Annotated in this window: 14 protein-coding genes; 11 read left to right on the top strand and 3 right to left on the bottom strand. The window is 69.6% G+C overall.

Features of this window, described 5'->3' with window-relative positions:
* Positions 1 to 26: 26 nt before the first annotated feature.
* Complete coding sequence (locus tag E2F49_RS06270; protein ID WP_133393033.1) at positions 27 to 1712, bottom strand: OFA family MFS transporter; 1686 nt, start codon at positions 1710 to 1712, stop codon at positions 27 to 29.
* Positions 1713 to 1920: 208 nt separating this feature from the next.
* Between E2F49_RS06270 and E2F49_RS06265 the strand changes: the two genes are divergently transcribed.
* Positions 1921 to 2997: a substrate-binding domain-containing protein gene (locus tag E2F49_RS06265; RefSeq protein ID WP_165971128.1), complete on the top strand. Its 1077-nt coding sequence runs from the start codon at positions 1921 to 1923 to the stop codon at positions 2995 to 2997.
* A 334-nt stretch (positions 2998 to 3331) separates the two neighbouring features.
* On the opposite strand, the gene E2F49_RS06260 is transcribed toward E2F49_RS06265, so the two are convergent.
* Complete coding sequence (locus tag E2F49_RS06260) at positions 3332 to 4999, bottom strand: alpha/beta hydrolase (RefSeq protein WP_133393031.1); 1668 nt, start codon at positions 4997 to 4999, stop codon at positions 3332 to 3334.
* A 239-nt stretch (positions 5000 to 5238) separates the two neighbouring features.
* Positions 5239 to 7050, bottom strand: a complete 1812-nt coding sequence (locus E2F49_RS06255) for a DUF885 domain-containing protein (protein WP_133393030.1) — start codon at positions 7048 to 7050, stop codon at positions 5239 to 5241.
* A gap of 249 nt (positions 7051 to 7299) precedes the next feature.
* On the opposite strand from E2F49_RS06255, the gene E2F49_RS06250 reads away from it, so the two are divergent.
* The 10 genes from E2F49_RS06250 (at position 7300) to E2F49_RS06205 (ending at position 20570) form a co-directional block, all read left to right on the top strand.
* On the top strand, positions 7300 to 8931 hold the full coding sequence (locus E2F49_RS06250; RefSeq protein ID WP_165971127.1) for a TldD/PmbA family protein: 1632 nt from the start codon (positions 7300 to 7302) through the stop codon (positions 8929 to 8931).
* A 183-nt stretch (positions 8932 to 9114) separates the two neighbouring features.
* Positions 9115 to 10749, top strand: a complete 1635-nt coding sequence (locus E2F49_RS06245) for a TldD/PmbA family protein (protein ID WP_165971126.1) — start codon at positions 9115 to 9117, stop codon at positions 10747 to 10749.
* A 12-nt stretch (positions 10750 to 10761) separates the two neighbouring features.
* Complete coding sequence (locus E2F49_RS06240; protein ID WP_133393029.1) at positions 10762 to 12096, top strand: TldD/PmbA family protein; 1335 nt, start codon at positions 10762 to 10764, stop codon at positions 12094 to 12096.
* Between the two features lie 222 nt (positions 12097 to 12318).
* Positions 12319 to 13017: a DUF4159 domain-containing protein gene (locus tag E2F49_RS06235; protein WP_133393028.1), complete on the top strand. Its 699-nt coding sequence runs from the start codon at positions 12319 to 12321 to the stop codon at positions 13015 to 13017.
* Positions 13018 to 13114: 97 nt separating this feature from the next.
* Positions 13115 to 14116 carry an AAA family ATPase gene (locus E2F49_RS06230; protein ID WP_133393027.1) on the top strand — a complete coding sequence of 334 codons (1002 nt, stop codon included), beginning with the start codon at positions 13115 to 13117 and terminating at the stop codon, positions 14114 to 14116.
* 35 nt (positions 14117 to 14151) lie between these two features.
* Complete coding sequence (locus tag E2F49_RS06225) at positions 14152 to 15042, top strand: DUF58 domain-containing protein (RefSeq protein WP_133393026.1); 891 nt, start codon at positions 14152 to 14154, stop codon at positions 15040 to 15042.
* Entirely contained in the window at positions 15042 to 16172 is a 1131-nt protein-coding gene (locus E2F49_RS06220; RefSeq protein ID WP_133393025.1) for a BatA domain-containing protein, read from the top strand. Before E2F49_RS06225 ends, E2F49_RS06220 begins: the two co-directional genes overlap by 1 nt.
* Positions 16173 to 16234: 62 nt before the next feature.
* On the top strand, positions 16235 to 18388 hold the full coding sequence (locus tag E2F49_RS06215; protein ID WP_425481335.1) for a hypothetical protein: 2154 nt from the start codon (positions 16235 to 16237) through the stop codon (positions 18386 to 18388).
* Positions 18385 to 20229, top strand: coding sequence for a carboxypeptidase regulatory-like domain-containing protein (locus E2F49_RS06210; protein ID WP_133393023.1), 1845 nt, complete (start codon positions 18385 to 18387; stop codon positions 20227 to 20229). Before E2F49_RS06215 ends, E2F49_RS06210 begins: the two co-directional genes overlap by 4 nt.
* Complete coding sequence (locus E2F49_RS06205; protein WP_133393022.1) at positions 20226 to 20570, top strand: GFA family protein; 345 nt, start codon at positions 20226 to 20228, stop codon at positions 20568 to 20570. Before E2F49_RS06210 ends, E2F49_RS06205 begins: the two co-directional genes overlap by 4 nt.
* Positions 20571 to 20577: the final 7 nt, after the last annotated feature.

Genomic DNA, 20577 nt, shown 5'->3' with positions numbered 1-20577 from the left:
GTGAGCGGCCGCCGGTCCGCTCGGGCTCAGGAGAACAGCACCAGGGCTTTTTCCAGTGTCTTCCAGATGCCGAAGGCCAGCGGAATGCCGACCGCGGCCCAGCAGAACGCGACCAGTGCTGGGTTGCCGCCCGAGCCGATGCGGTCCATCTCGTCCTGCGAGATCAGCGACTTGCCCGACGCGTCGACCTTTTCGTGCGCCAGCTGCTTCTCGTGCGACAGTTCTTCCGGCGACATGAAGTACTTCGGGTTGACCGGGCGCACCAGCAGGTTGCAGATCAGGCCCAGCACCAGCATGCCGGCGAGGATGTACATCGTGGTGTTGTAGACCTGCGACGGCGGCATGCCGAGGCTCAGCTGATGCTCGCGCATGTAGCCGATCACCAGCGGGCCGAGGATGCCGGCGGTCGCCCAGGCGGTCAGCAGGCGGCCGTGGATCGCGCCGACGTGCTGGGTACCGAACAGATCGGCGAGATACGCCGGCACCGTGGCGAAGCCGCCGCCGTACATCGACAGGATCACGCAGAAGGCCGCGACGAACAGCGCGATCGACCCGGCGTTGCCGAGCGTCGGCGCCGAGGCGTACAGCGCGATGCCGAGCACGAAGAAGATCGAGTAGGTGAGCTTGCGGCCGAACTTGTCCGACATCGAGGCCCAGAAGAAGCGGCCGATGATGTTGGCCAGGCTCAGCATGCCGACGAAGCCGGCGGCGATCGCGGCGGTCGCGGCGAGCTGTTCGGTGCTCAGGTCACCGAAACCCGCGTCCACGCCGATCAGGCGGCCACCGAACATTTCCTGCAGCATCGGCGAGGCCAGACCCAGCACGCCGATACCGGCCGAGACGTTGAGGCACAGCACGCCCCAGACCAGCCAGAACTGCGGGATGCCCCAGACGCGCTTCAAGTGCACGTGGCCCTGGGTGATCATCGCGTTGTTCTTGGCCGGCGGCGGCGTCCAGCCCTTGGGCTTCCAGCCGGTCGGCGGCACGCGATAGCCGAACGCGCCGGCCATCATGAAGACGAAGTAGGCCGCGGCCATCACCAGGAAGGTTTCCTTCACGCCGACCGAGGTCGGGGTGGCGAAGTGGCGCATCAGCATGTCGGCCAGCGGGCTGCCGATCAGTGCGCCGCCGCCGAAGCCCATGATCGCCATGCCGGTCGCCATGCCGCGACGGTCGGGGAACCACTTGATCAGCGTCGAGACGGGCGAGATGTAGCCAAGGCCCAGACCGATGCCGCCGATCACGCCCGAACCCAGCCACAGCATCCAGATCTGGTGCAGGTGCACGCCGAGCGCGGAGATCAGCAGGCCGCCGCACCAGCACAGCGCGGCGACGAAGCCGGCCTTGCGCGGGCCCACACGTTCCAGCCAGCCGCCCCAGATCGCCGCCGAGCAGCCCAGCAGCACGAAGAACAGCGTGTACATCCACTGCAGTTCGCTGATCTGCCAGTCGCAGCTGGCCGAGGTGATGCGCGCGAAGAACGACATGTCGGCGCCGCAGGCGATCGCGGCGTCGATGCCGATCGCCTTCGACAGCGGCAGCCAGAACACGCTGAAGCCGTAGGCCATGCCGATGCACAGATGGATCGCCAGCGCGGCGGGCGGGACCAGCCAGCGGTTGAAGCCTGGCTTGGCGATGATGCGCTCCTTCGAGAGCAGGCCGCCTTCGGGCGCACTGCTGGCTGGAAGCGTGGAAGCGGAACTGTTGGCCATGGAAACCTCCCCGGGTCGATGTGCCGATATCGGACCTTCGTCGCCCACTTATGTTCTTGGATACATATTGGGTGCGACAAATCGCCGCAACGGTACGCCCGCAGCCCTTGTGCCGCCAGTTCCGATGGTCGAATATCCGGCTTTCGACAACATATTGAATCTGCGGCCGACGCGCACTGCGTTGCAGCAGATGCGCGGGGAAAGCACCGTGTACAAAGTCCGCATCCAGCCGCGGTGGGAACTCGAGAGCGCCGCCGGTCACAGGCTGCCTTCGCATCTGGTCGATCTGCTGATCGCGGTGCGCGGCACCGGCTCGCTGGCCGCCGCCGCGCGCAAGGTCGGGCTGTCCTACCGCTATGCCTGGGGCCAGCTGCAGGACGCGCGCGAGGTCTTCGGCCAGCCGCTGCTGCGCATGACCCGCGGCCGCGGCGCCCGGCTGACGCCAATCGGCGAGCGTCTGGTCTGGGCCGACAACCGCATCGCCGCGCGCCTGTCGCCGATGCTCGACAGCCTGGCGACGGAACTCGAGGCCGAACTCGAACGCACCGTCAGCGCGCATGCCACGCCGCTGCGCATCCACGCCTCGCACGGCTTCGGCGTCGAAACACTGCGGCGCTGTATGGCCGAAGCGGAACTGCCGCTGGACCTCAAGTACCGCAGTCCCGACGACGCGCTCCTGGCACTGCGCAGCAATGCCGCCGACATCGCCGGCCTGCACCTGCCGATCGGCGAACTCGAAGGCACGCTGTTCGCGCACTACCGCGACCGTCTCGACCTCGATGCCGACCGGGTGATCCACCTGGCGATGCGGCGTCAGGGCCTGGTGCTGGCGCCTGGCAATCCGCGTGGCATCGAGACGCTGCAGGATCTCGAACGCCCCGACATCCGCATGATCCACCGCCAGCCGGGTTCGGGCACGCGCCTGCTGCTCGAAGCGATGCTGCAGCGTCACGGCATCGCCTTCGACCGCATCCGCGCCTGCGACGTGGAGGAGCTGACGCACGCGGCGGTCTCCGCGTACGTCGCCAGCGGTCTCGCCGACGTGGGCTTCGCGCTGGAACCGCCTGCCCGCAAGTACGGACTGGATTTCTTCCCGCTGATCACCGAGCACTATTTCTTCCTGTGCCACAACGACGTGCTGGAATCGGGGCGGCTGGCGGACCTGCTGGCCCTGCTGCGCAGCGACGGGTTCCGTCGCGACCTGGGCCTGTTGCCGGGGTACGACCCGAGCTATTGCGGCAAGGTGCAGACCTTGCCGGAGGCGTTCGAGTCGGCGCGGGGGTAGGGGACAACTTTCCGCTCTGTCTCTCTTTCTCGCGCAAGAAACTCTTTGTCGTCATTCCAGCGAAAGCTGGAATCCATTTTGATCTTCGCTGTCATCGCGAACGTCAGAATGGGCCCCAGCTTTCGCTGGGGCGACGATCAAAATCGACTTGTCATCCCGCCGGCTCTCAACAGACGCATGTCTGGTCAGGCCGGGATCCAGCGCCTTGGCTGTGGCTCCCGAAATCGCCGTCTTGCAGAACCGAGCAAAGTCACTGGACCCCGGCCTGCGCCGGGGCGACGGCGTGGGTGCAGCGATTACAAGAAACGCTTGGTCGGCCGGTCGCGTCGCGACCCTACAACCCCTCGGCCGCCAACTTCGCCTTCAGCGCCGCCACGGCGTCCGCATCCCAACCCACCGGCGCCGTCGTCGCGATCCACGCATCCACATAGTCGTCCGCCGCGAACACGTGCCCGTAGCCGGTTGGTGTCGAGGTCGCGACCGCCATGTCCATGCCCAGTTGCAGGAAGGTCACCATCGGAAACCACTGCAGCGAATCGGACACGTCACGCGCACGCGGGCCGGTCATCCACGCGGGTCGTCGCCAGGCGCTGCCGGCTTCGAAGAACGTGATCGGGTCGCTCGGGTACTGCAGGTAGACGATGCGCGTGTCGTTCCAGGCGGCATTGCCGGCGGGCGCGCCGTCCTGGGTCATGAAACGCACGATCGAACCGTCGCCGTAACAGGGTCGCCAGGCCGGCGTCGCCGGATCGCGGCCCTGGGTCGCGTGCCGCCAGGTGCGGCTCTGGAAAGGTGGGCCGGCCCAGAGCGCGCCGTCGAAGGGATCGCCGAGCAGATCGAACAGGTCGACCGACAGGTCGGAGTTCATCGCGCCCAGGCTCAGGCCGTGCAGATACAGCTTCGGCCGCGTCTCCGGCGGCAGGCTCCGCCAGTAGCCGTGCACGGCGGCGAACAGGGCGCGTGAGGAATCCGCGCCATAGCCCGGATCGACCATCAACGCCAGCCAGCTCGCCAGATACGAATACTGCATCGACACCGTCGCGACATCGCCGCGCTGCAGATACTCCAGCGCCATCTGGCTCGCCGGGTCGAGCCAACCGGTGCCGGTCGGCGTGTTGATGACCAGCGCGGAACGTTCGAACGCGCCGACGCGGATCATCTCGGCCAACGCGAGCTCGGCGCGGCTGCGGATGTCGGGCGCGGAATTGAGGCCGACGTAGATGCGCAGCGGTTCCTGTGCCGGCGCACCTGTCAGCGCTTCGATGTCGGCCTGCGTCGGACCTGCCGCGACCGCGGCGCGGCCCATGCGACCGAGTCCCGACCATCCGATCAACGATGCCGCGCTGCCGGTCTTCGCCGGATCGAGCGGCGGCGCGAGCTCGGTATCGACCACCGCATCGAGCTGGCGGTACGAGGAGTCGAGCGCGCGCAACCCAGCCTGGAACACGATGCCGTCGCCGATCGACCAGAACAGCACGCCGGCGATCGCGGTGCCGAGGATCAGCGACACGCGACGGGGCAGATGCCGGCCGAGGCGTTGCGACAGCACGTAGACCACGCTGCCGAAGACCCGTCCCAGCATCAGCAGCACGAAAGCCACGCCGCTTGCGACCAGCCCGACGAACACCGGCCGCGCACTGGCGACCGCCTCCATGCCCATGCGCGCACGGATGTCGTTCTGCCAGCCCGAGGCCTGGGCGAGGAATCCGACCACCATCAGCGTGCAGACCACGACCGCCAGCGCGGTGGCGATGCGCCCGACCGCCAGATCGCGCAGTCGTGGCAGGCCGAGAAAGATCCACACCCAGCGCAGGAACACGCCGATGCCGTAGCCCGCCGCGAATGCGAGACCCGACAGCACGCCCTGCAGCAGGGCGTCGCGTGGAATGAGGCTGGGTGTCAGCGAGGCCGCGAAACAGATCGTGCCGAGCCACACACCCATGCTGCACAGGGGGTCGAGCAAACGTGCGGCAGCGCGGCGGAGAGAAGCGCGGGTGGGCATGGGGCGATGGTAGCGCGGGGCGGCTGATCGCCCTGTTGGCACATCTGCGCGACCTGACGAGGTGGGCTTACTTCTTTTCGGCAATCAGCAATATTGTCCACCCGTCATCCCAGCGAAAGCTGGGATCCATTTTGATTCCGAGGCATTGCGCGAAGATCAAAGTGGGCCCCAGCTTTCGCTGGGGCGACGGTAGTGGGGTTCGCCGGAACGTCGGGCGGTCGGTTGCAGGTTCGCAACGCTTACTCGATCGTCTCGTCCAGCATCAGCTGACGCGCGAAGCGCACCGGCGGGGCGCCCTGGGCGAGCATCGCGTCGTGGTACTGCTTGAGATTGAACGCCTCGCCGGCCTTGGCTTCGGCCGCCTTGCGCGCGTCGAAGTGTTCCTGCGCGCCGACGAAGTAGGTCGCGAGCTGGGTCGACGACAACTGGGCGCGGATCCACTTGCCCTCCGCTTCGCTGGTTTGCTGGAAGGTCTGGCGGACCATCAGGTCCATCGCCTGTTCCTTGCTCCAGTTGTCGACGTGGATGCCCTGGTCGAGGATCGCGTTGGCCACCGCGCGCGCGTAGAACTTCAGCTGCATCAGGCGGAACAGCGGGTCGTTGTCGGCATAGCCGGCGTCGGCCATCATCCGCTCGGTGTAGACCGCCCAGCCTTCGGCGAACGGGCCCGAGCGGAACACCGCGCGCAGCGTCGACGGGTGGTTCACCGAATGCGCGCCTTCGAGGTAATGCCCCGGCATCGCCTCGTGGATCGTCAGCACGTGGATCATGTGCTTGTTGTATTCGCGCAGGAACGGATCGACCTGGCTGTCGTTCCAGTCGTCGGGAATCGGCGAGATGGCGTAGTAGGTGTCCAGGCCCTTGTCGAGCGGGCCGGGCGAATCGCAGTACGCGACCGCGACGCCGCGCTGGAACTCCGGCATCAGGATGATCTTGACCGGGTCGTCCGGCACGGTGACCAGATCGTGCTTGCGGGTGAACTCGGTGGCGACGTCCAGCGTGTGCTTGGCGAAATCGACGACCTCGTCGCGGCCCGGCTTGTCGGCATAGGCGACTTCCATCGCGGCTTCGATCGCCGCCTGACGCTGGTCTTCGGTCGGCTGCGCCGGCGTCTCCGGTGCGCCCGCGCGATCCTTGAGCACGGCCTGCGCGACGACGTACATCTCGTCGCGGATGCGGGTCAGTTCGGCCTCGGCGCGCTGGCGGATGTCCTGGCGACTCAGCGAGGAGTTCAGCGCGAACTTGAGCTTCTGGTCGTACATCTCGGCGCCGATGCGGAACTCGCCCTTGGCGTTCGGCACCAGGGTGCCGTCGAGCCAGGCCTGGTGCTCGTCGACCGCCTTGCGCAGGCCTTCGACCGCCGCATCGAGACGCGCGCTGTCCTCGCCCTGCAGCTGCTCGGCATTGGGTGTGATGAAGGTCTCGATCAGCGACAGCACGCCCTTGTTCTGCGCGGCGACGGTACGGGCATGGGTGGCGGGCACGCGTGCCGGGTCGAGGTTCTCGCGTGCCTGGGCGAGGATCGTCGGAATCTTCTCCATGCGCGCGACCGCCGACTGCAGGCGCTCGGGCATCGGCGCGAACTCGCGCGCCATCAGGTTGTAGATCGCGCCCCCGGCCAGGCCGCTGTACATCTGCGGATCCCAGGCCCAGCTCTGCAGCGTCTCGGTATCCCAGATGCCGTACTCGAGCGTGTTCTTGAGAATCAGCGCATCGACATGGTTGTCGCGCGAGAGCTGCGCGAAGTCGATTGCGTCGAGCTCGGCCAGATAACGCCGGTTGAAATCGAGACCCGCCTGGCGACCGGCCGCGGACAGATCATCGACCTCGGCATCGAAGCGGTGGTCGCCGATCTGGGTAGCCGAGATCGGCGAGAGCTTCATCGCTTCGTCGAGGTAACGCTTCGACAGTGCGGCGAACGCGGCGTCGGCCTGCGACGGTGCGGTGGCGGCAGGCGCGTCCTGCGCGGTGGCGGGCGTGGTCGGTGCCTCGCGGTTGCAGCCGGCGAGGGCGGCGGTCAGCACGGCGACGGCGAGCAGGGAGTGGCGCATGCGAAGGATTTCCGGCGGTCGGGACAGCGGGCAAGCATAGAGGCGGGGCGCGCGCCCTGCATGTGCCGATGGTGGCGAGGGCTTTCTGGTGGGAGCGAGCTTGCTCGCGATCCCGATAGTGCCTGGGCGGTCAAATGCCCGGAATCGCGAGCAAGCTCGCTCCCACGTCCGGCAGCTGCCGATTTGACGTCCGCGTCGCGCGCGAAGAAGAATCGGACGCTATGCGGCGCCCGCCGCGGGGAGACTGCAATGCGGCGTCGCGACTTCATGGCCTTCGGCGGTATCGGTCTCGGCAGCCTGCTGCTGCCCGGCGGCATCGGCCGCGCGATCGCAGCCGAAGAGTTGGCCGCCACGCTCGATCCGGCGCTCAAGAAGCGGCTCGCCGATGTGGCCCTGCAGGCGTCGCGCGATGGCGGCGGCAGCTATTGCGACGCGCGCATCGGGCGCTATCTGCGCCAGTACGTGATGACCCGCGAGGCGACGGTCGAGAACGTGGTCAACGAGGAGTCGACCGGCGTCGGCATCCGCGTGATCGCCAACGGCGCCTGGGGCTTCGCGGCGACCAACACGCTCGATCCCGACGGTGTCGCCGCCGCCACGCGGCAGGCGCTGGCGATCGCCAAGGCCAATGCGCGCATCCAGACCACGCCGGTGCAACTGGCGCCGGTGCGCGGCGTGGGCGAGGTGTCGTGGGCGACGCCGGTGCGCCGCAACGGCATGACCGTGCCGCTGGAAGAGAAGGTCGCGCTGCTGATGGACGTCAATGCGGCCGCGACGGTGGCTGGTGCCGATTTCGTCAGTTCGCGGCTGTTCCTGGTCAACGAGCAGAAGTATTTCGCCAGCACCGACGGCTCCTACATCGACCAGGACGTGCACCGGATCTGGGCACCGTTCACCGTCACCGCCGTCGACAAGGCCAGTGGCAAGTTCCGCACGCGCGACGGGCTCGCCGGCCCGATGGGGCTGGGCTACGAATACCTCACGCCCGATCCTGCGCAGCGCTTCGAGCTGCCCGGCGGCGTGATCGCCTACGCGCAGGCCTACGACATGCGCGCCGATGCGGTCGACGCCGCGCGGCAGGCGCGCGAGAAACTCTCCGCGCCGTCGGTCAAGCCGGGCCGCTACGACCTGGTGCTCGATCCGTCGAACCTGTTTTTGACCATCCACGAGAACGTCGGCCATCCGCTCGAACTCGACCGTGTGCTCGGCTACGAAGCCAACTACGCCGGCACCAGTTTCGCCACGCTCGACAAGCGCGAGGACGGCTATCGCTGGGGCAGCGACATCGTCAACTTCTTCGCCGACAAGACCCAGCCCGGCAGTCTCGGCGCAGTGGGTTACGACGACGAAGGCGTGCAGTGCAAGCGCTGGGATCTGGTCAAGGACGGCATCCTCGTCGATTACCAGACCACGCGCGACCAGGCGCACATCCTCGGCAAGACCGAATCCGACGGCTGCAGCTATGCCGATGCCTGGTCGAGCGTGCAGTTCCAGCGCATGCCCAACGTCTCGCTGGCGCCGGGACAGACGCCGCTGACCGTGCGCGAGATGATCGCCGGCGTCGAGCGCGGCCTCTACATCCACGGGCGCGGCTCGTACTCCATCGACCAGCAGCGCTACAACGCGCAGTTCGGCGGGCAGCTGTACTACGAGATCAAGGATGGCGAGATCGCCGGCATGGTCGAGGACGCCGCGTACCAGATCCGCACGCCCGAGTTCTGGAACGCGTGCTCGGCGATCTGCGACGCACGCGACTTCCGCCTCGGCGGCTCGTTCTTCGACGGCAAGGGTCAGCCGAGCCAGGTCTCGGCGGTGTCGCACGGGTCGGCGACGACGCGCTTCGACGGGATCAACATCATCAACACCGCGCGCAACCTCTGACGGGTCGCAGCCAGGCCGCTGTCATGCGCGCGGCCGCGACCCGCATCACGTCCGCGTATGCCATAAGTCACTGGACGCTGTGCGTCCGCCGCGGCAAGAATCGGGACGGCCCCGCAGGACGCGTTGCCGCCTTCGCCAACCCCGTCCGCGATCGCCGTGGACCCGTTATCCGGGAGAGCTCCCTTGCATAGACGCGACTTCCTCGCCCTCGCTGGTGTCGGCGCGGGCGGCCTGATGCTGCCTGCCGTCTTCGGTCGGGTCATCGCCGCCGAGCAGCTGATGTCCACGCTCGATGTCGGCTTCAAGAAGCGACTGGCCGACGCCGGCCTCAACGCCGCCACGTCCGCCGGTGCGACCTACTGCGACGTGCGCGTGGGCCGCTACCTGCGCCAGTTCGTGATGACGCGCGAGGACAAGGTGCAGAACGTGGTCAGCACCGAATCGATCGGTGTCGGCGTGCGCGTGATCGCCGGCGGTGCCTGGGGCTTCGCGGCGACCAATACGCTGACCGAGCAGGGCGTCGCCGAGGCCGCGCGCCAGGCGGCCGCCATCGCGATGGCCAACGCCAAGGTGCAGACCGCGCCGGTGCAGCTGGCGCCGGCGCCGGGCGTCGGCGAGGTGTCGTGGCGCACGCCGCTGACCAAGAACGGCATGGAAGTGCCGGTGGCCGAAAAGGTGGAGCTGCTGCTGGGCGTCAACGCCGCGGCGATGGGCGCGGGCGCGAGTTTCGTGAATTCGACGCTGTTCCTGGTCAACGAACAGAAGTACTTCGCCAGCACGGACGGTTCCTACATCGACCAGGACGTGCACCGCATCTGGGCGCCGATGACGGTCACCGCGATCGACAAGGCCAGCGGCAAGTTCCGCACCCGCAGCGGCCTGTCCTCACCGATGGGCATGGGCTACGAATATCTGGACGGCGCCGCGTCGGGCAAGGTCGTTTCGCCGAACGGCGTCGTCAATTACGGCAAGTCCTACGACATGCGCGAGGACGCGATCGCCGCCGCCAAGCAGGCGCAGGAGAAGCTCAAGGCGCCGACCGTCAAGCCGGGCCGTTACGACCTCGTGCTCGACCCCTCGCACACCTGGCTGACGATCCACGAAGCCATCGGCCATCCGCTCGAACTCGACCGCGTGCTCGGCTACGAGGCCAACTACGCCGGCACCAGCTTCGCCACGCTCGACAAGCGCGAGCAGCGCTTCCAGTACGGCAGTGATCTGGTCACCGTGTTCGCCGACAAGACCCAGGAAGGCAGCCTCGGCGCCGTGGGTTACGACGACGAAGGCGTCAAGACCAAGCGCTGGAACATGATCACCGACGGCAAGCTGGTCGATTACCAGGCGATCCGCGATCAGGCCCACATCCTCGGCAAGACCGAGTCGGACGGCTGCTGCTATGCCGACTCGTGGTCGAGCGTGCAGTTCCAGCGCATGCCCAACGTCTCGCTGGCGCCTGGCAAGGCGAAGCTGAGCGTGGCGGACATGATCAAGGACGTCGAGGACGGCATCTACATCGTCGGCGACGGTTCGTTCTCGATCGACCAGCAGCGCTACAACGCGCAGTTCGGCGGCCAGCTGTTCTACGAGATCAAGAACGGTGCGATCACCGGCATGATCGAGGACGTGGCCTACCAGATCCGCACGCCGGAATTCTGGAACGCCTGCGTCGCGATCTGCGACGAGAGCGACTACCGTCTCGGCGGTTCGTTCTTCGACGGCAAGGGCCAGCCCAGCCAGGTGTCGGCGGTGTCGCACGGGTCCTCGACCGCGCGCTTCAACGGCATCAACGTCATCAACACCGCGCGTTCGCTCGGCTAAGGAGCCTCTTCCATGACCATCTTCACCGAAGCCCAGGCGCGCGAGATCCTCGAGAAGACCGTCGCGCTGTCCACCGCCGACGAATGCACGGCCACGCTGGCCGGCTCGATCGACGGCAACATCCGGTTCGCGCTCAACAACGTGTCCACCAGCGGGCTCGTCAGCAACGCCGAACTCGCGGTGCAGGTCGCGTTCGGCAAGCGCGTCGGCACCGCCAGCATCAACGCCTTCGACGAGGCCTCGCTGCGCAGCGTGGTCAAGCGCGCCGAAGACCTCGCGCGACTCGCACCCGAGAACCCGGAATTCCTGCCGGCCATCGGCAAGCAGGAATACCGCCCCAGCCCGACCTTCAGCGAATCCACCGCGGCGATCACGCCGGAATTCCGCGCGCAGGTCGCCGCCGGTTCGATCACCCCGTGCCGGGCCGAGCAGCTGATCGCCGCCGGCTTCCTCGACGACGGCAGGAGCTTCGTCGCCTTCGCCAACAGCAACGGCAACTTCGGCTACCAGCAGGCGACCAACTTCAACTACACCTGCACCGTGCGCACCGAAGACGGCCGCGGTTCGGGCTGGGTGGGCCGCAATCTCAAGGACGCCAGCGCCTTCGACGCCGGCCGCGACATCCGCGTGGCGATGCGCAAGGCCAGCGATTCGGCCGAAGCCAAGGCGCTCGAACCCGGCAAGTACACGGTGATCCTGGAGCCGGCCGCGGCCGCGGGCCTGATCAGCTTCATGATGCGCTTCTTCGATGCGCGCACCGCCGACGAGGGCCGCAGCTTCCTGTCCAAGCGCGGTGGCGGCAACAAGCTCGGCGAGCAGGTCTACGACCCGCGCGTCAACATCATCGCCGATCCGTGGCACCCCGAAGCGGCGGTCATGCCGTGGGACGGCGAAGGCCTGCCGCGCGAGAAGATGGCGATCATCGAGAACGGCAAGATCGCCAACCTCGACTACTCGCGCTTCTGGGCGCAGCAGCAGGGCAAGCGCGCGGTCGGCCGTCCGGGCAACCTGCTGATGTCGGGCGGCGAGGGCACCACGGCCGACCTGATCCGCGACACCGACCGCGGCATCCTGGTCACGCGCACCTGGTACATCCGCATGGTCGATCCGCAGACCGTGCTGCTGACCGGCCTCACCCGCGACGGCACGTTCTACATCGAGAACGGACAGATCAAGCACCCGGTGAAGAATTTCCGCTTCAACGAGTCGCCGGTGATCATGCTCAACAACATCGACGAGCTGGGCCGACCGGTGCGCGTGGGCGGCGACGAGTCGTCGATGGTGATGATGCTGCCGCCGATGCGCTTGCGGGACTTCACCTTCACGTCCTTGTCGGATGCGGTCTGACGATTCCGGTGCGCCGCGACGCTGCGTGAAGCCATGAACACTGCAGCGCGCAGCCGTAGGGGCCTATCCGCGGTGCGCAGCCCCGATCGGGCCTGCGCACCGCGTGATGTCCAGGGCAAAAGCGGGCAGTCGCAGCGTGGTCGAGCGCGCGGGGCATGCGGTGGTGGTCCTCCCGACGCGCGGTGGTGGTCATCGATGCCGCGCAACGCGCCTTGACCTGTCATGAAGCGCAGGACTTCGCTGCAACTGCTGCTCGGCAGCGCCGCCGCGCTCGCGTTGCCTCCGCTTGTGGCGCAATCAGCGCGCTATGACTTCTGGTTCACGCGCCTGCGCTACGAGTCCGGCAACTGGGATGTCGACCAGCGCATGCCGTCCAACGTCATCACCTCGCTGATCGACTACACGAATCTGCGCGTCGATCCCGAAGAGCGTGTCGTCTCGCTGTCGGACCCGAAGATGCTGGCCTCGCCGTTCTGCTACATGGCCGGGCACAAGCTGGTCGAGTTCAGCCCGGCCGAGCGGCGCAACTTCGAGCGCTACGTGCGCGGCGGCGGCTTCGTGTTCGCCGACGACTGCAACCACGACATCGACGGTCTGTTCGCGAAGTCCTTCGAGGCGCAGATGGCGGCGATCTTCGGGGCGTCGGCGCTGCGCAAGCTGCCGAACGACCACGCGATCTATCGCAGCTTCTTCCAGTTCCCCGACGGCCCGCCGGCGACGAGCTTCGAGCTCAACGGCTGGGGCGACGATCTGGTGCACGACTATCTCAAGGGCATCACGATCGACGGGCGCCTGGCCGTGCTCTACAGCAACAAGGACTACGGCTGCGAGTGGGACTACGACTGGCGCAACAAGCGCTTCCTGGCCGAGGACAACACGAAGTTCGCGGTCAACATCGTCATGTACGCCCTGAGCGCATGACCCCGACTGTGTCTCCCGTGGGCGCGCGCTTGTGCGCGATCGCGCTCCACCGGGACCGCCTGACCGCGCGCGAGCGCGTTCCCACAGGAATCTACGCATGACCGTCACCGCTCCCACCGAAGCCGACCTGCAGGCGCGACTCGCGCAACTCGACGCCTTGCGCCAGGCGATCGGACGCGCGGTCGTCGGTCAGGCCGATGTGGTCGAACAGCTGCTGGTCGCGCTGCTCGCAGGCGGACACGTCTTGCTAGAAGGCGTGCCCGGCCTGGGCAAGACGCTGCTGGTGCGCACACTGGGGCAGGCGCTGGATCTCGGCTTCCGGCGCGTGCAGTTCACGCCCGACCTGATGCCCAGCGATCTGCTCGGCACCGAACTGCTCGAGGAAGACCACGGCACCGGCAAGCGGCACTTCCGCTTCCAGGAAGGCCCGGTGTTCACGCAGCTGCTGCTGGCCGACGAACTCAACCGCACGCCACCCAAGACCCAGGCCGCGCTGCTGGAAGCGATGGCCGAGCGCACCGTGAGCCACGCTGGTGTGACGCGCGTATTGCCGCGGCCGTTCTTCGTGCTGGCGACCCAGAATCCGATCGAGCAGGCCGGCACCTATCCGCTGCCCGAGGCGCAGCTCGACCGCTTCCTGCTGCACGTCTCGCTCGGATATCCCGACGCCGACGAGGAGCAGGCGATCCTCGCGCGCACGACGGGTTCGGCTGACGCCGAGGTGCCGCGCGTGATGGATGCCGGGGCCGTACTCGCGCTGCAGGCCCTGGTGCGCGAGATCCATGTGGGCGACGACCTGCTGGCGTGGATCACCGCGCTGGTGCGCGCGACGCGCCCGGGCGAGGGTGCGCCCGAGATCGTGCGCGACTACGTGCGCTGGGGCGCCGGCCCGCGCGCCGGCCAGTCCCTGGTCCTCGCCGCGAAGGCGCGTGCGCTGCTGCAGGGCCGGCTGGGCGCGACGCGCGACGATGTCGCCGCATTGCTGGCGCCGGTGCTGCGCCATCGTCTGGTGCTGTCCTTCGCCGCCGAAGCGGCGCAGGTCGATGCCGACGCGGTGATCGCCGGGCTGCTGCGCGCGCTGCCCGCACCGGGGCGCTGACGCCGGCAATGGCACACGCGTCATCCAGTGCGCCGATGCCTGCCGCGGCAGGCGATCCGCTGTCGCCCGCGTTGCGGTCGCTGCTCGCGACGCTGCGCCTGCGACCGCGACACGCGCCGGGGCGGCAGGGCATCGGCCACCATGCCAGCCGCAATCGCGGCAGCGGGCTGGAGTTCGCGCAGTACCGCGCCTACGAGTCCGGCGACGAACCGCGGCAGATCGACTGGAAGCTCTACGCCCGCAGCGACCGCTTCTTCGTCCGCGAGGCCGAGCGCGATAGCCCCGTCCGCGCCTGGGTGCTGCTCGACACCACCGCATCGATGGCGCAGGCCGACGAGGCCGCGCCGACGCGCAGGCGCTTCGACGTGGGGCGGCTGCTGGCGACCTGCGTGTACGAGATCGCACAGCGCCAAGGTGATGCCTGCGGTCTGGTGCTGTGCGGCGGTGCGGGCGTGGCGCTGGAGACGCCGGGCATCGGGCCGCGGCAGCGCGATCGCCTGCGGCACGCGCTGGATCGGGTCGACCCGCGGGGAGAATGGCCGCATGCAACCGCGCTCGCGCCGGCGTGGGGGCGCATCGCACGCGGGGATCTGGTCGTCGCGATCGGCGACTGGTTCGACGACGCCGCGGTCGAGCAACTCGTGCAGCTGGCGCGTGCCGGTCGCGAGGTCATCGCGATCCGGGTGCTGACCGCCGACGAGCGCGACTTTCCGTTCGCGGACGGACGCCGGTTCGTCGAACCCGAATCCGGCGAATCGCTGCTTGGGGACGGGCCCGTCTTGCGCGCCGACTACCTCGCACGTTTCGAGGCCGCCTCGCGCGCACTCGCCGCGCGACTGGCGGCAGCCGGTATCCGCCTCGCTACACAGTGGACCGACGCGCCGCCGGATGCCGTGCTGCGCAATCTGTTCGGCGAACGCGCGTGATGGGCTTCGGTCTGCTGGCACCCGCCGCGCTCGCGGCCCTGGTCGCGCTGCTGCTGCCGCTGCTGCTGCACCTGGCGCGGCGCGATGCGACGCGGCCCACGCCGTTCGCCGCGCTGCGCTGGTTGCGCGAGCGCCCCAGGCCGCGGCGGCGCCTGCGCTTCGACGACTGGCCGTTGCTGCTGGTGCGGCTGTTGCTGCTTGGATTGCTCGCACTGTGGCTGGCCTGGCCGGTGCAGCACGATGCATCGCCGCCGTCGCACTGGACCGTCGTGGTACCGGGCGTGACCGCAGACGCGATACCCGATGTCGCGGACGACGATGCGAACGTGCGCTGGCTCGCGCCCGGCTTTCCGGAAGCGACCGCCGACGCGCCAGACACCGCGGACGTCGCCAGCGTCTCCAGCTTGCTCCGCGAGCTGGACATGAGCCTGCCGGCCGCAACCGCGCTGACGGTCGTCGTGCCCGAGACGGTCGCACCGGTGGATGGTGGACGCGTGGCGCTGTCGCGTCTGGTGGATTGGCGCATCGTGCCGGCAGCGCCCGTCGAGGCGTCCACGGCAGCATTGCCGCCGCGGATCGATGTGTTCGGCATCGCTACGGGCGATCCCGCGCTGCGCGTGCTGAAGGCGGTTGCCCGCGCATGGCGGCCCGATGATGCGGATGCGTTGCGGCGTGCATCGCCGGGCGACGCACCGCGCGCCGATGCCGTCATCGCGTGGTGGGGTGACGGCGCGTTGCCGGCGCAGCTGCGAGACGCGGCGGCATGGCGCGTCGTGCTGCTCGGCCCCGCTGCCGACATGGGCGCGGACTGGGCGCCGCAGCCGGTGGATGCGCTGTTCGAGCGCGGCGCCTGTGGCGGCACGCGCTGCATCCGCGCGACGCGTGCGCTGGATGCCTCGACCGAAGCCGCGGTGCTGGACCCGGCATTCGCGGATCGCCTGCGTGTGCTGCTGCGCGATGCGCCCGCGCCAACGCGCATCCACGCCGCGGATCTCACGCCCGATACCGGCGTGGACGCGTGGCCGGCGACACCGCGCGACCTGCGGCCCTGGTGGGCGCTGCTGGTCGCCCTGGTCTTCGCGCTGGAGCGCTGGATGGCGGCCTCGGCGCGCCGGAATCGCGTCGCATGAGTGGCGTCGCGCACCTGCACGCGTGTCGCCGCCGCGCGCAACGCCGCGGAACGGCGACCGTGGTGCTGTTCGCTGCTCCCTTGCTGGCGGCAACGTGTGCGATCGCCTGGCGTTTCCTGGGAACGGGTTGGACGGCGATCGTCGCGGCGGCCGGTTTGTTGCTCATCGCAGCGCTGTGCGCACGTCGCGCGCGTGCGCACGACACGGCATGGCTCGTGCGTACGCTCGACGGCACCCGTCCGGACATGGACGACAGCGCGGCACTGCTGTTCGCGGACCCGTCGCACCTGCGGCCCCTGCAGCGCCTGCAGCGCGAACGTCTCGAACAGCGCCTCGCCCGAACGCCTTGGACACCACCGACCGCACCGCTGCCGTGGCGACGTCTGCTGCCCGCGTGGATCGTGGGCGGGCTCGTCGTGGCGGCCGCGCTTGCGTGGCCAGTGGCGTCGTCGCTGCCGGGCGCGTTGCCCCCGGGCGCTGCGGAGATGCGTCCGGCCATGTCGCCCGTGCTGCGGGCGCAGTCGCTGCGGATCGAAGCGCCGGCCTATACCGGTCAGTCGCCCCGCACGCAGACCGAACTCGACGCGCAGGCGCCGGCGGGCGCGACGCTGCGCTGGACGCTGCGCTTCGACCCGCAGCCGCAGCGCGTCGCGCTGCGGCTGCACGACGAACGCGAGATCGCCTTCGTGCGCGAAGGCGAGGACTGGACGGCAAACCTGCGGCTCGACCAGTCCTGGCTGTACCGCATCGCCGTCGATGGCGACACCGATCACGTGATCGCGCGTGCGCAGCCCTGGCGGCTCGATGCCGTCCCCGACCGCGCGCCCGAGGTGCGCGTGCGCACGCCCGAGGCCACGTTGTCGAGCTACACGCGCGGCCAGCGCGCCTGGGCGCTCGCCTTCGAGGCCAGCGACGATCACGGACTGGCGCCCACCGCGCAGTTGCGGATCACCGTCACCCGCGGCAGCGGCGAGGCGATCACCTTCGAAGACACCACGCGCACGCTGCGCGGCCGCGGCGAGCGACGCGCGATGACGTTCGAAACCACGCTCGACCCGGTCGCGCTCGGGCTGGAAGAGGGCGGCGATCTGGTCGCGCAGCTCGAAGTCCGCGACAACCGCGTGCCCGCACCGCAAGCGGCGCGCAGTGCCAGCCTGATCCTGCGCTGGCCGCCGCCTCCGCCGATCGATGCCGATGGTCTCGAAGGCCTCGCGCGCGACGTGCTGCCGGCGTACTTCCGCAGCCAGCGCCAGATCATCATCGACGCCGAGGCCCTGATCGCCGCGCAGCCGCGCATCGCCCGCGACGTTTTCGAGACGCGCTCCGACGCGCTCGGCGTCGACCAGCGCATCCTGCGGCTTCGCTATGGACAATTCCTCGGCGAGGAATCGGAAGGCGGCGGCCGTCCGCCGCCGACCGCGGATGCCGCGCCCGCCGGACCGGCGCTGCCGATCGACGATTTCGGGCAGCAGGACGCACCGTCCGCGCCCGAGGCCGACGGGCACGCGCACGACGCCGGTTCGCCGCCGTCCGCGCAGGGGCACGACGACGCGCACGACGACCACGACCACGCGCCGCAGGACGCGACGACCTTCGGGCGCGCCGACGATGTGCTCGCGACCTTCGGACACACCCACGATCTGCCCGAGGCGGCGACGCTGCTCGATCCGAAGACCCGCGAGATCCTGCGCGCCGCGCTGCGCGAGATGTGGCAGTCGGAACTGCATCTGCGCCAGGCCGCGCCGCGCGACGCGCTGGGGCCCGCGAACCGAGCACTGGAACTGATCAAGCAGGTGCAGCAGGCCGATCGCATCTATCTGGCGAGAGTCGGCACGTCCCTGCCGCCGGTCGATCCGACCCGACGGCTCGGCGGCGATCGCGACGGCATCGCACCGCGCACGGTGCCGGCACCGGCGTTGCAGCGCGACGATGCGCCGGCCGCGGCCTGGCGTGCGCTCGCCTGGGACGACACGCCGGACCTTGCCGCGCTGGTCGCCTGGGCGCAGGCGCATCCGCGCCAGGTCGACGACCCGTTGGCGCTGCTGGCCGCGGTCGATGCGCTGCGGCGCGATGCCGCCTGCGTCACGTGCCGGCAGGCGCTGCGCGGGCAGCTGTGGCGCGTGGTGCAACGTCCGTTGCCGACACCACTGCGGCGCGACGCCATCGACGCGATGGGGACGCGGTATCTAGATGCCCTGTACGGGGACACGCCATGACGCCCACGCACTGGCTCGGCATCGTGCTCGTCGCCGGCAGCGTGCTCGCGATGTTGCGCCTGATCGTGGCCCACCTGCGCGCGCCTGCCCAAGCGCGCCCCGCCGCATGGCGCACCGTGGCGTTGCTCGCACTGACTGCGCTCTCGACATTCCTGCTCCATCGCACGCTCGCGCCGCCGCCGGTGCCGGTCGCACCCGGCACACTGCTGGTGCTGACCGCGGGGGCCCAAGGGCTCGCGCGGCCGGACGCCGCGCACGTCATCGCCCTGCCGGAAGCAGACGCGGTCCCGGACGGCGCGATGCGCATGCCCGATCTCGCGACCGCGCTGCGCCGACATCCCGATGCACGCGCGCTGGTGATCGTCGGCCACGGCCTGGTGGCGCGCGATCGCGACGCGGTCGACGGACGCGCACTGTCGGTCCTGCAGCCGGCGTTGCCGCGCGGCATCGTCGAACTCGTGGCGCCTGACCCGCTTGGGCCGGGCGCGCAGTTCGAGGTACGCGGACGTGTCGCGGGCGTCGAGTCGCCGCGTATCACGCTGACCGATCCGGCCGGCCGCGTGGTCGCGGTGACGCAGGCCGACGACACCGGGCACTTCGCGCTGGATGCCACCGCGCGCGGCGCCGGCGCGACCGTGTTCGAGGTGGTGGTGCGGGATGCGGACGACGCGGTGATCGATCGCGCGCAGGTGCCGGTCGTCGTCGGCGCCGCCGCCGCACCACGCGTGCTGCTGCTTGCCGGCAGCCCGAATCCGGATCTGCGCGCCCTGCGACGCTGGGCCGAGGATGCCGGCCTGCCGCTGCGTTGGCGCGCGAGCTTCGGCGCGGGGGCCGGTGCCGGCGATGCGCCCGCGCTCGATGCCGGATCGCTGGCCGGACAGGACCTGCTGCTGCTCGATGCGCGCGCATTCGATGCGCTCGGTCCCGCCGCGCGCGCGGCGCTGTCGGCGGCGGTCCGGGACGGTCTTGGCGTGCTGGTGCATGCGCCGCAGCCGCCTTCGGCGACGCTGCGTGCCTGGCTGCGCAGCGCCGATCTTTCGGTGGACACCGGTCGTGCGCGCGACTGGCAGCCCGACGCTGGCCCGGCCGACGTCGCGCAGCTGCGTGCGTGGCTCGGACTGGGCAGCGACGATGCGCCGTTGGACCCGCTGCTGGCCGGCGAAGCGCCGCCCGTGCTGCCCTACCTGCCGTTGACGGGCGGCGTCGCCGGCGAAGACGCGGCACCGGGCGACATGATGCGCTGGCAGGCGCTGGGACGCGGGCGCATCGGCGTGGTCACCCTGGCCGACAGCTGGCAGCTGCCGCTGGCCGGACGCGCGGATCTGCACGCGGCGCTGTGGAGCGGCTGGGCGGGCACGCTCGCACGCGCGGGGGCCGCGCGCGCACCGCGATTCGATGGTGATGCACGCGTCGGGACGCGTCTGGCGGTCTGCGGCCTAGACGCCGATGCGCGGATCCACGCGCCCGACCGCCGCGTGATCACGCCGGTCGCAGACCCCGGCGCCGACGGCTGCGCGGGCGTCTGGCCGACCGTCGCCGGTTGGCATCGCATCGAACAGGCCTCGGGCACCTGGCCGGTTCTGGTCCGTGCACGGGACGAGGCCCCGGGCCTGCAGGCCGCCGGCTTGCAGACCGCGACCCGCGCGCTGGTACGCGACGTCGACACCGCCGCTACCTCGAGCGCCGCCACGCGACCGGGCAGTCCGTGGCCCTGGGCACTGGCCTGGCTGTGCGTGACGGCCGCGCTGTGGGCGCTGGGGCGTGCGCGGATGGGCCGACCGACGCTGTCGGGGACCCGCGGATCGCATAACCTCGCCGCATCACCGGAGAGACGACGATGACGCACACGGGGCGCTGCCACTGCGGCAGTCTGGCGTTCGAGCTGGACGGCGAGATCGCCGAGGTCTACGACTGCAATTGTTCGATGTGCCGACGTCGCGGCGGTCTGCTGACCTTCGCGCCCGCGGCCGCGCTGCGCGAAACCGGCAGCGGCACGCCGGGCACCTACCGCTTCGACACCCACAAGATCGCGCATCATTTCTGCACGACCTGCGGTATCGCGCCCTACAGTCGCGGCACGGGCCCGGACGGTGCGGAGATGGCCTGCGTCAACGTGCGCTGCATCGACGGTCTGGATCTCGCGACGCTGAAGATCGTGCAGGTCGACGGCGCGCGTTTCTGATGCGCGG

Origin of the sequence: Luteimonas terrae, assembly GCF_004358165.1 — a bacterium.
Lineage (GTDB): Bacteria > Pseudomonadota > Gammaproteobacteria > Xanthomonadales > Xanthomonadaceae > Luteimonas > Luteimonas terrae.
The sequence above is the reverse complement of the archived record's forward strand: the minus strand, read 5'-3'. Positions and strand labels throughout refer to the sequence as shown.

Bases quoted from the DNA above. Each gene is read 5' to 3' on its own strand.
- E2F49_RS06270 (WP_133393033.1), bottom strand. From the start codon at position 1,712: ATGGCCAACAGTTCCGCTTCCACGCTTCCAGCCAGCAGTGCGCCCGAA.
- E2F49_RS06260 (WP_133393031.1), bottom strand. From the start codon at position 4,999: ATGCCCACCCGCGCTTCTCTCCGCCGCGCTGCCGCACGTTTGCTCGAC.
- E2F49_RS06255 (WP_133393030.1), bottom strand. From the start codon at position 7,050: ATGCGCCACTCCCTGCTCGCCGTCGCCGTGCTGACCGCCGCCCTCGCC.
- E2F49_RS06250 (WP_165971127.1), top strand. From the start codon at position 7,300: ATGCGGCGTCGCGACTTCATGGCCTTCGGCGGTATCGGTCTCGGCAGC.
- E2F49_RS06240 (WP_133393029.1), top strand. From the start codon at position 10,762: ATGACCATCTTCACCGAAGCCCAGGCGCGCGAGATCCTCGAGAAGACC.
- E2F49_RS06235 (WP_133393028.1), top strand. From the start codon at position 12,319: ATGAAGCGCAGGACTTCGCTGCAACTGCTGCTCGGCAGCGCCGCCGCG.
- E2F49_RS06230 (WP_133393027.1), top strand. From the start codon at position 13,115: ATGACCGTCACCGCTCCCACCGAAGCCGACCTGCAGGCGCGACTCGCG.
- E2F49_RS06225 (WP_133393026.1), top strand. From the start codon at position 14,152: ATGCCTGCCGCGGCAGGCGATCCGCTGTCGCCCGCGTTGCGGTCGCTG.
- E2F49_RS06220 (WP_133393025.1), top strand. From the start codon at position 15,042: ATGGGCTTCGGTCTGCTGGCACCCGCCGCGCTCGCGGCCCTGGTCGCG.
- E2F49_RS06210 (WP_133393023.1), top strand. From the start codon at position 18,385: ATGACGCCCACGCACTGGCTCGGCATCGTGCTCGTCGCCGGCAGCGTG.
- E2F49_RS06205 (WP_133393022.1), top strand. From the start codon at position 20,226: ATGACGCACACGGGGCGCTGCCACTGCGGCAGTCTGGCGTTCGAGCTG.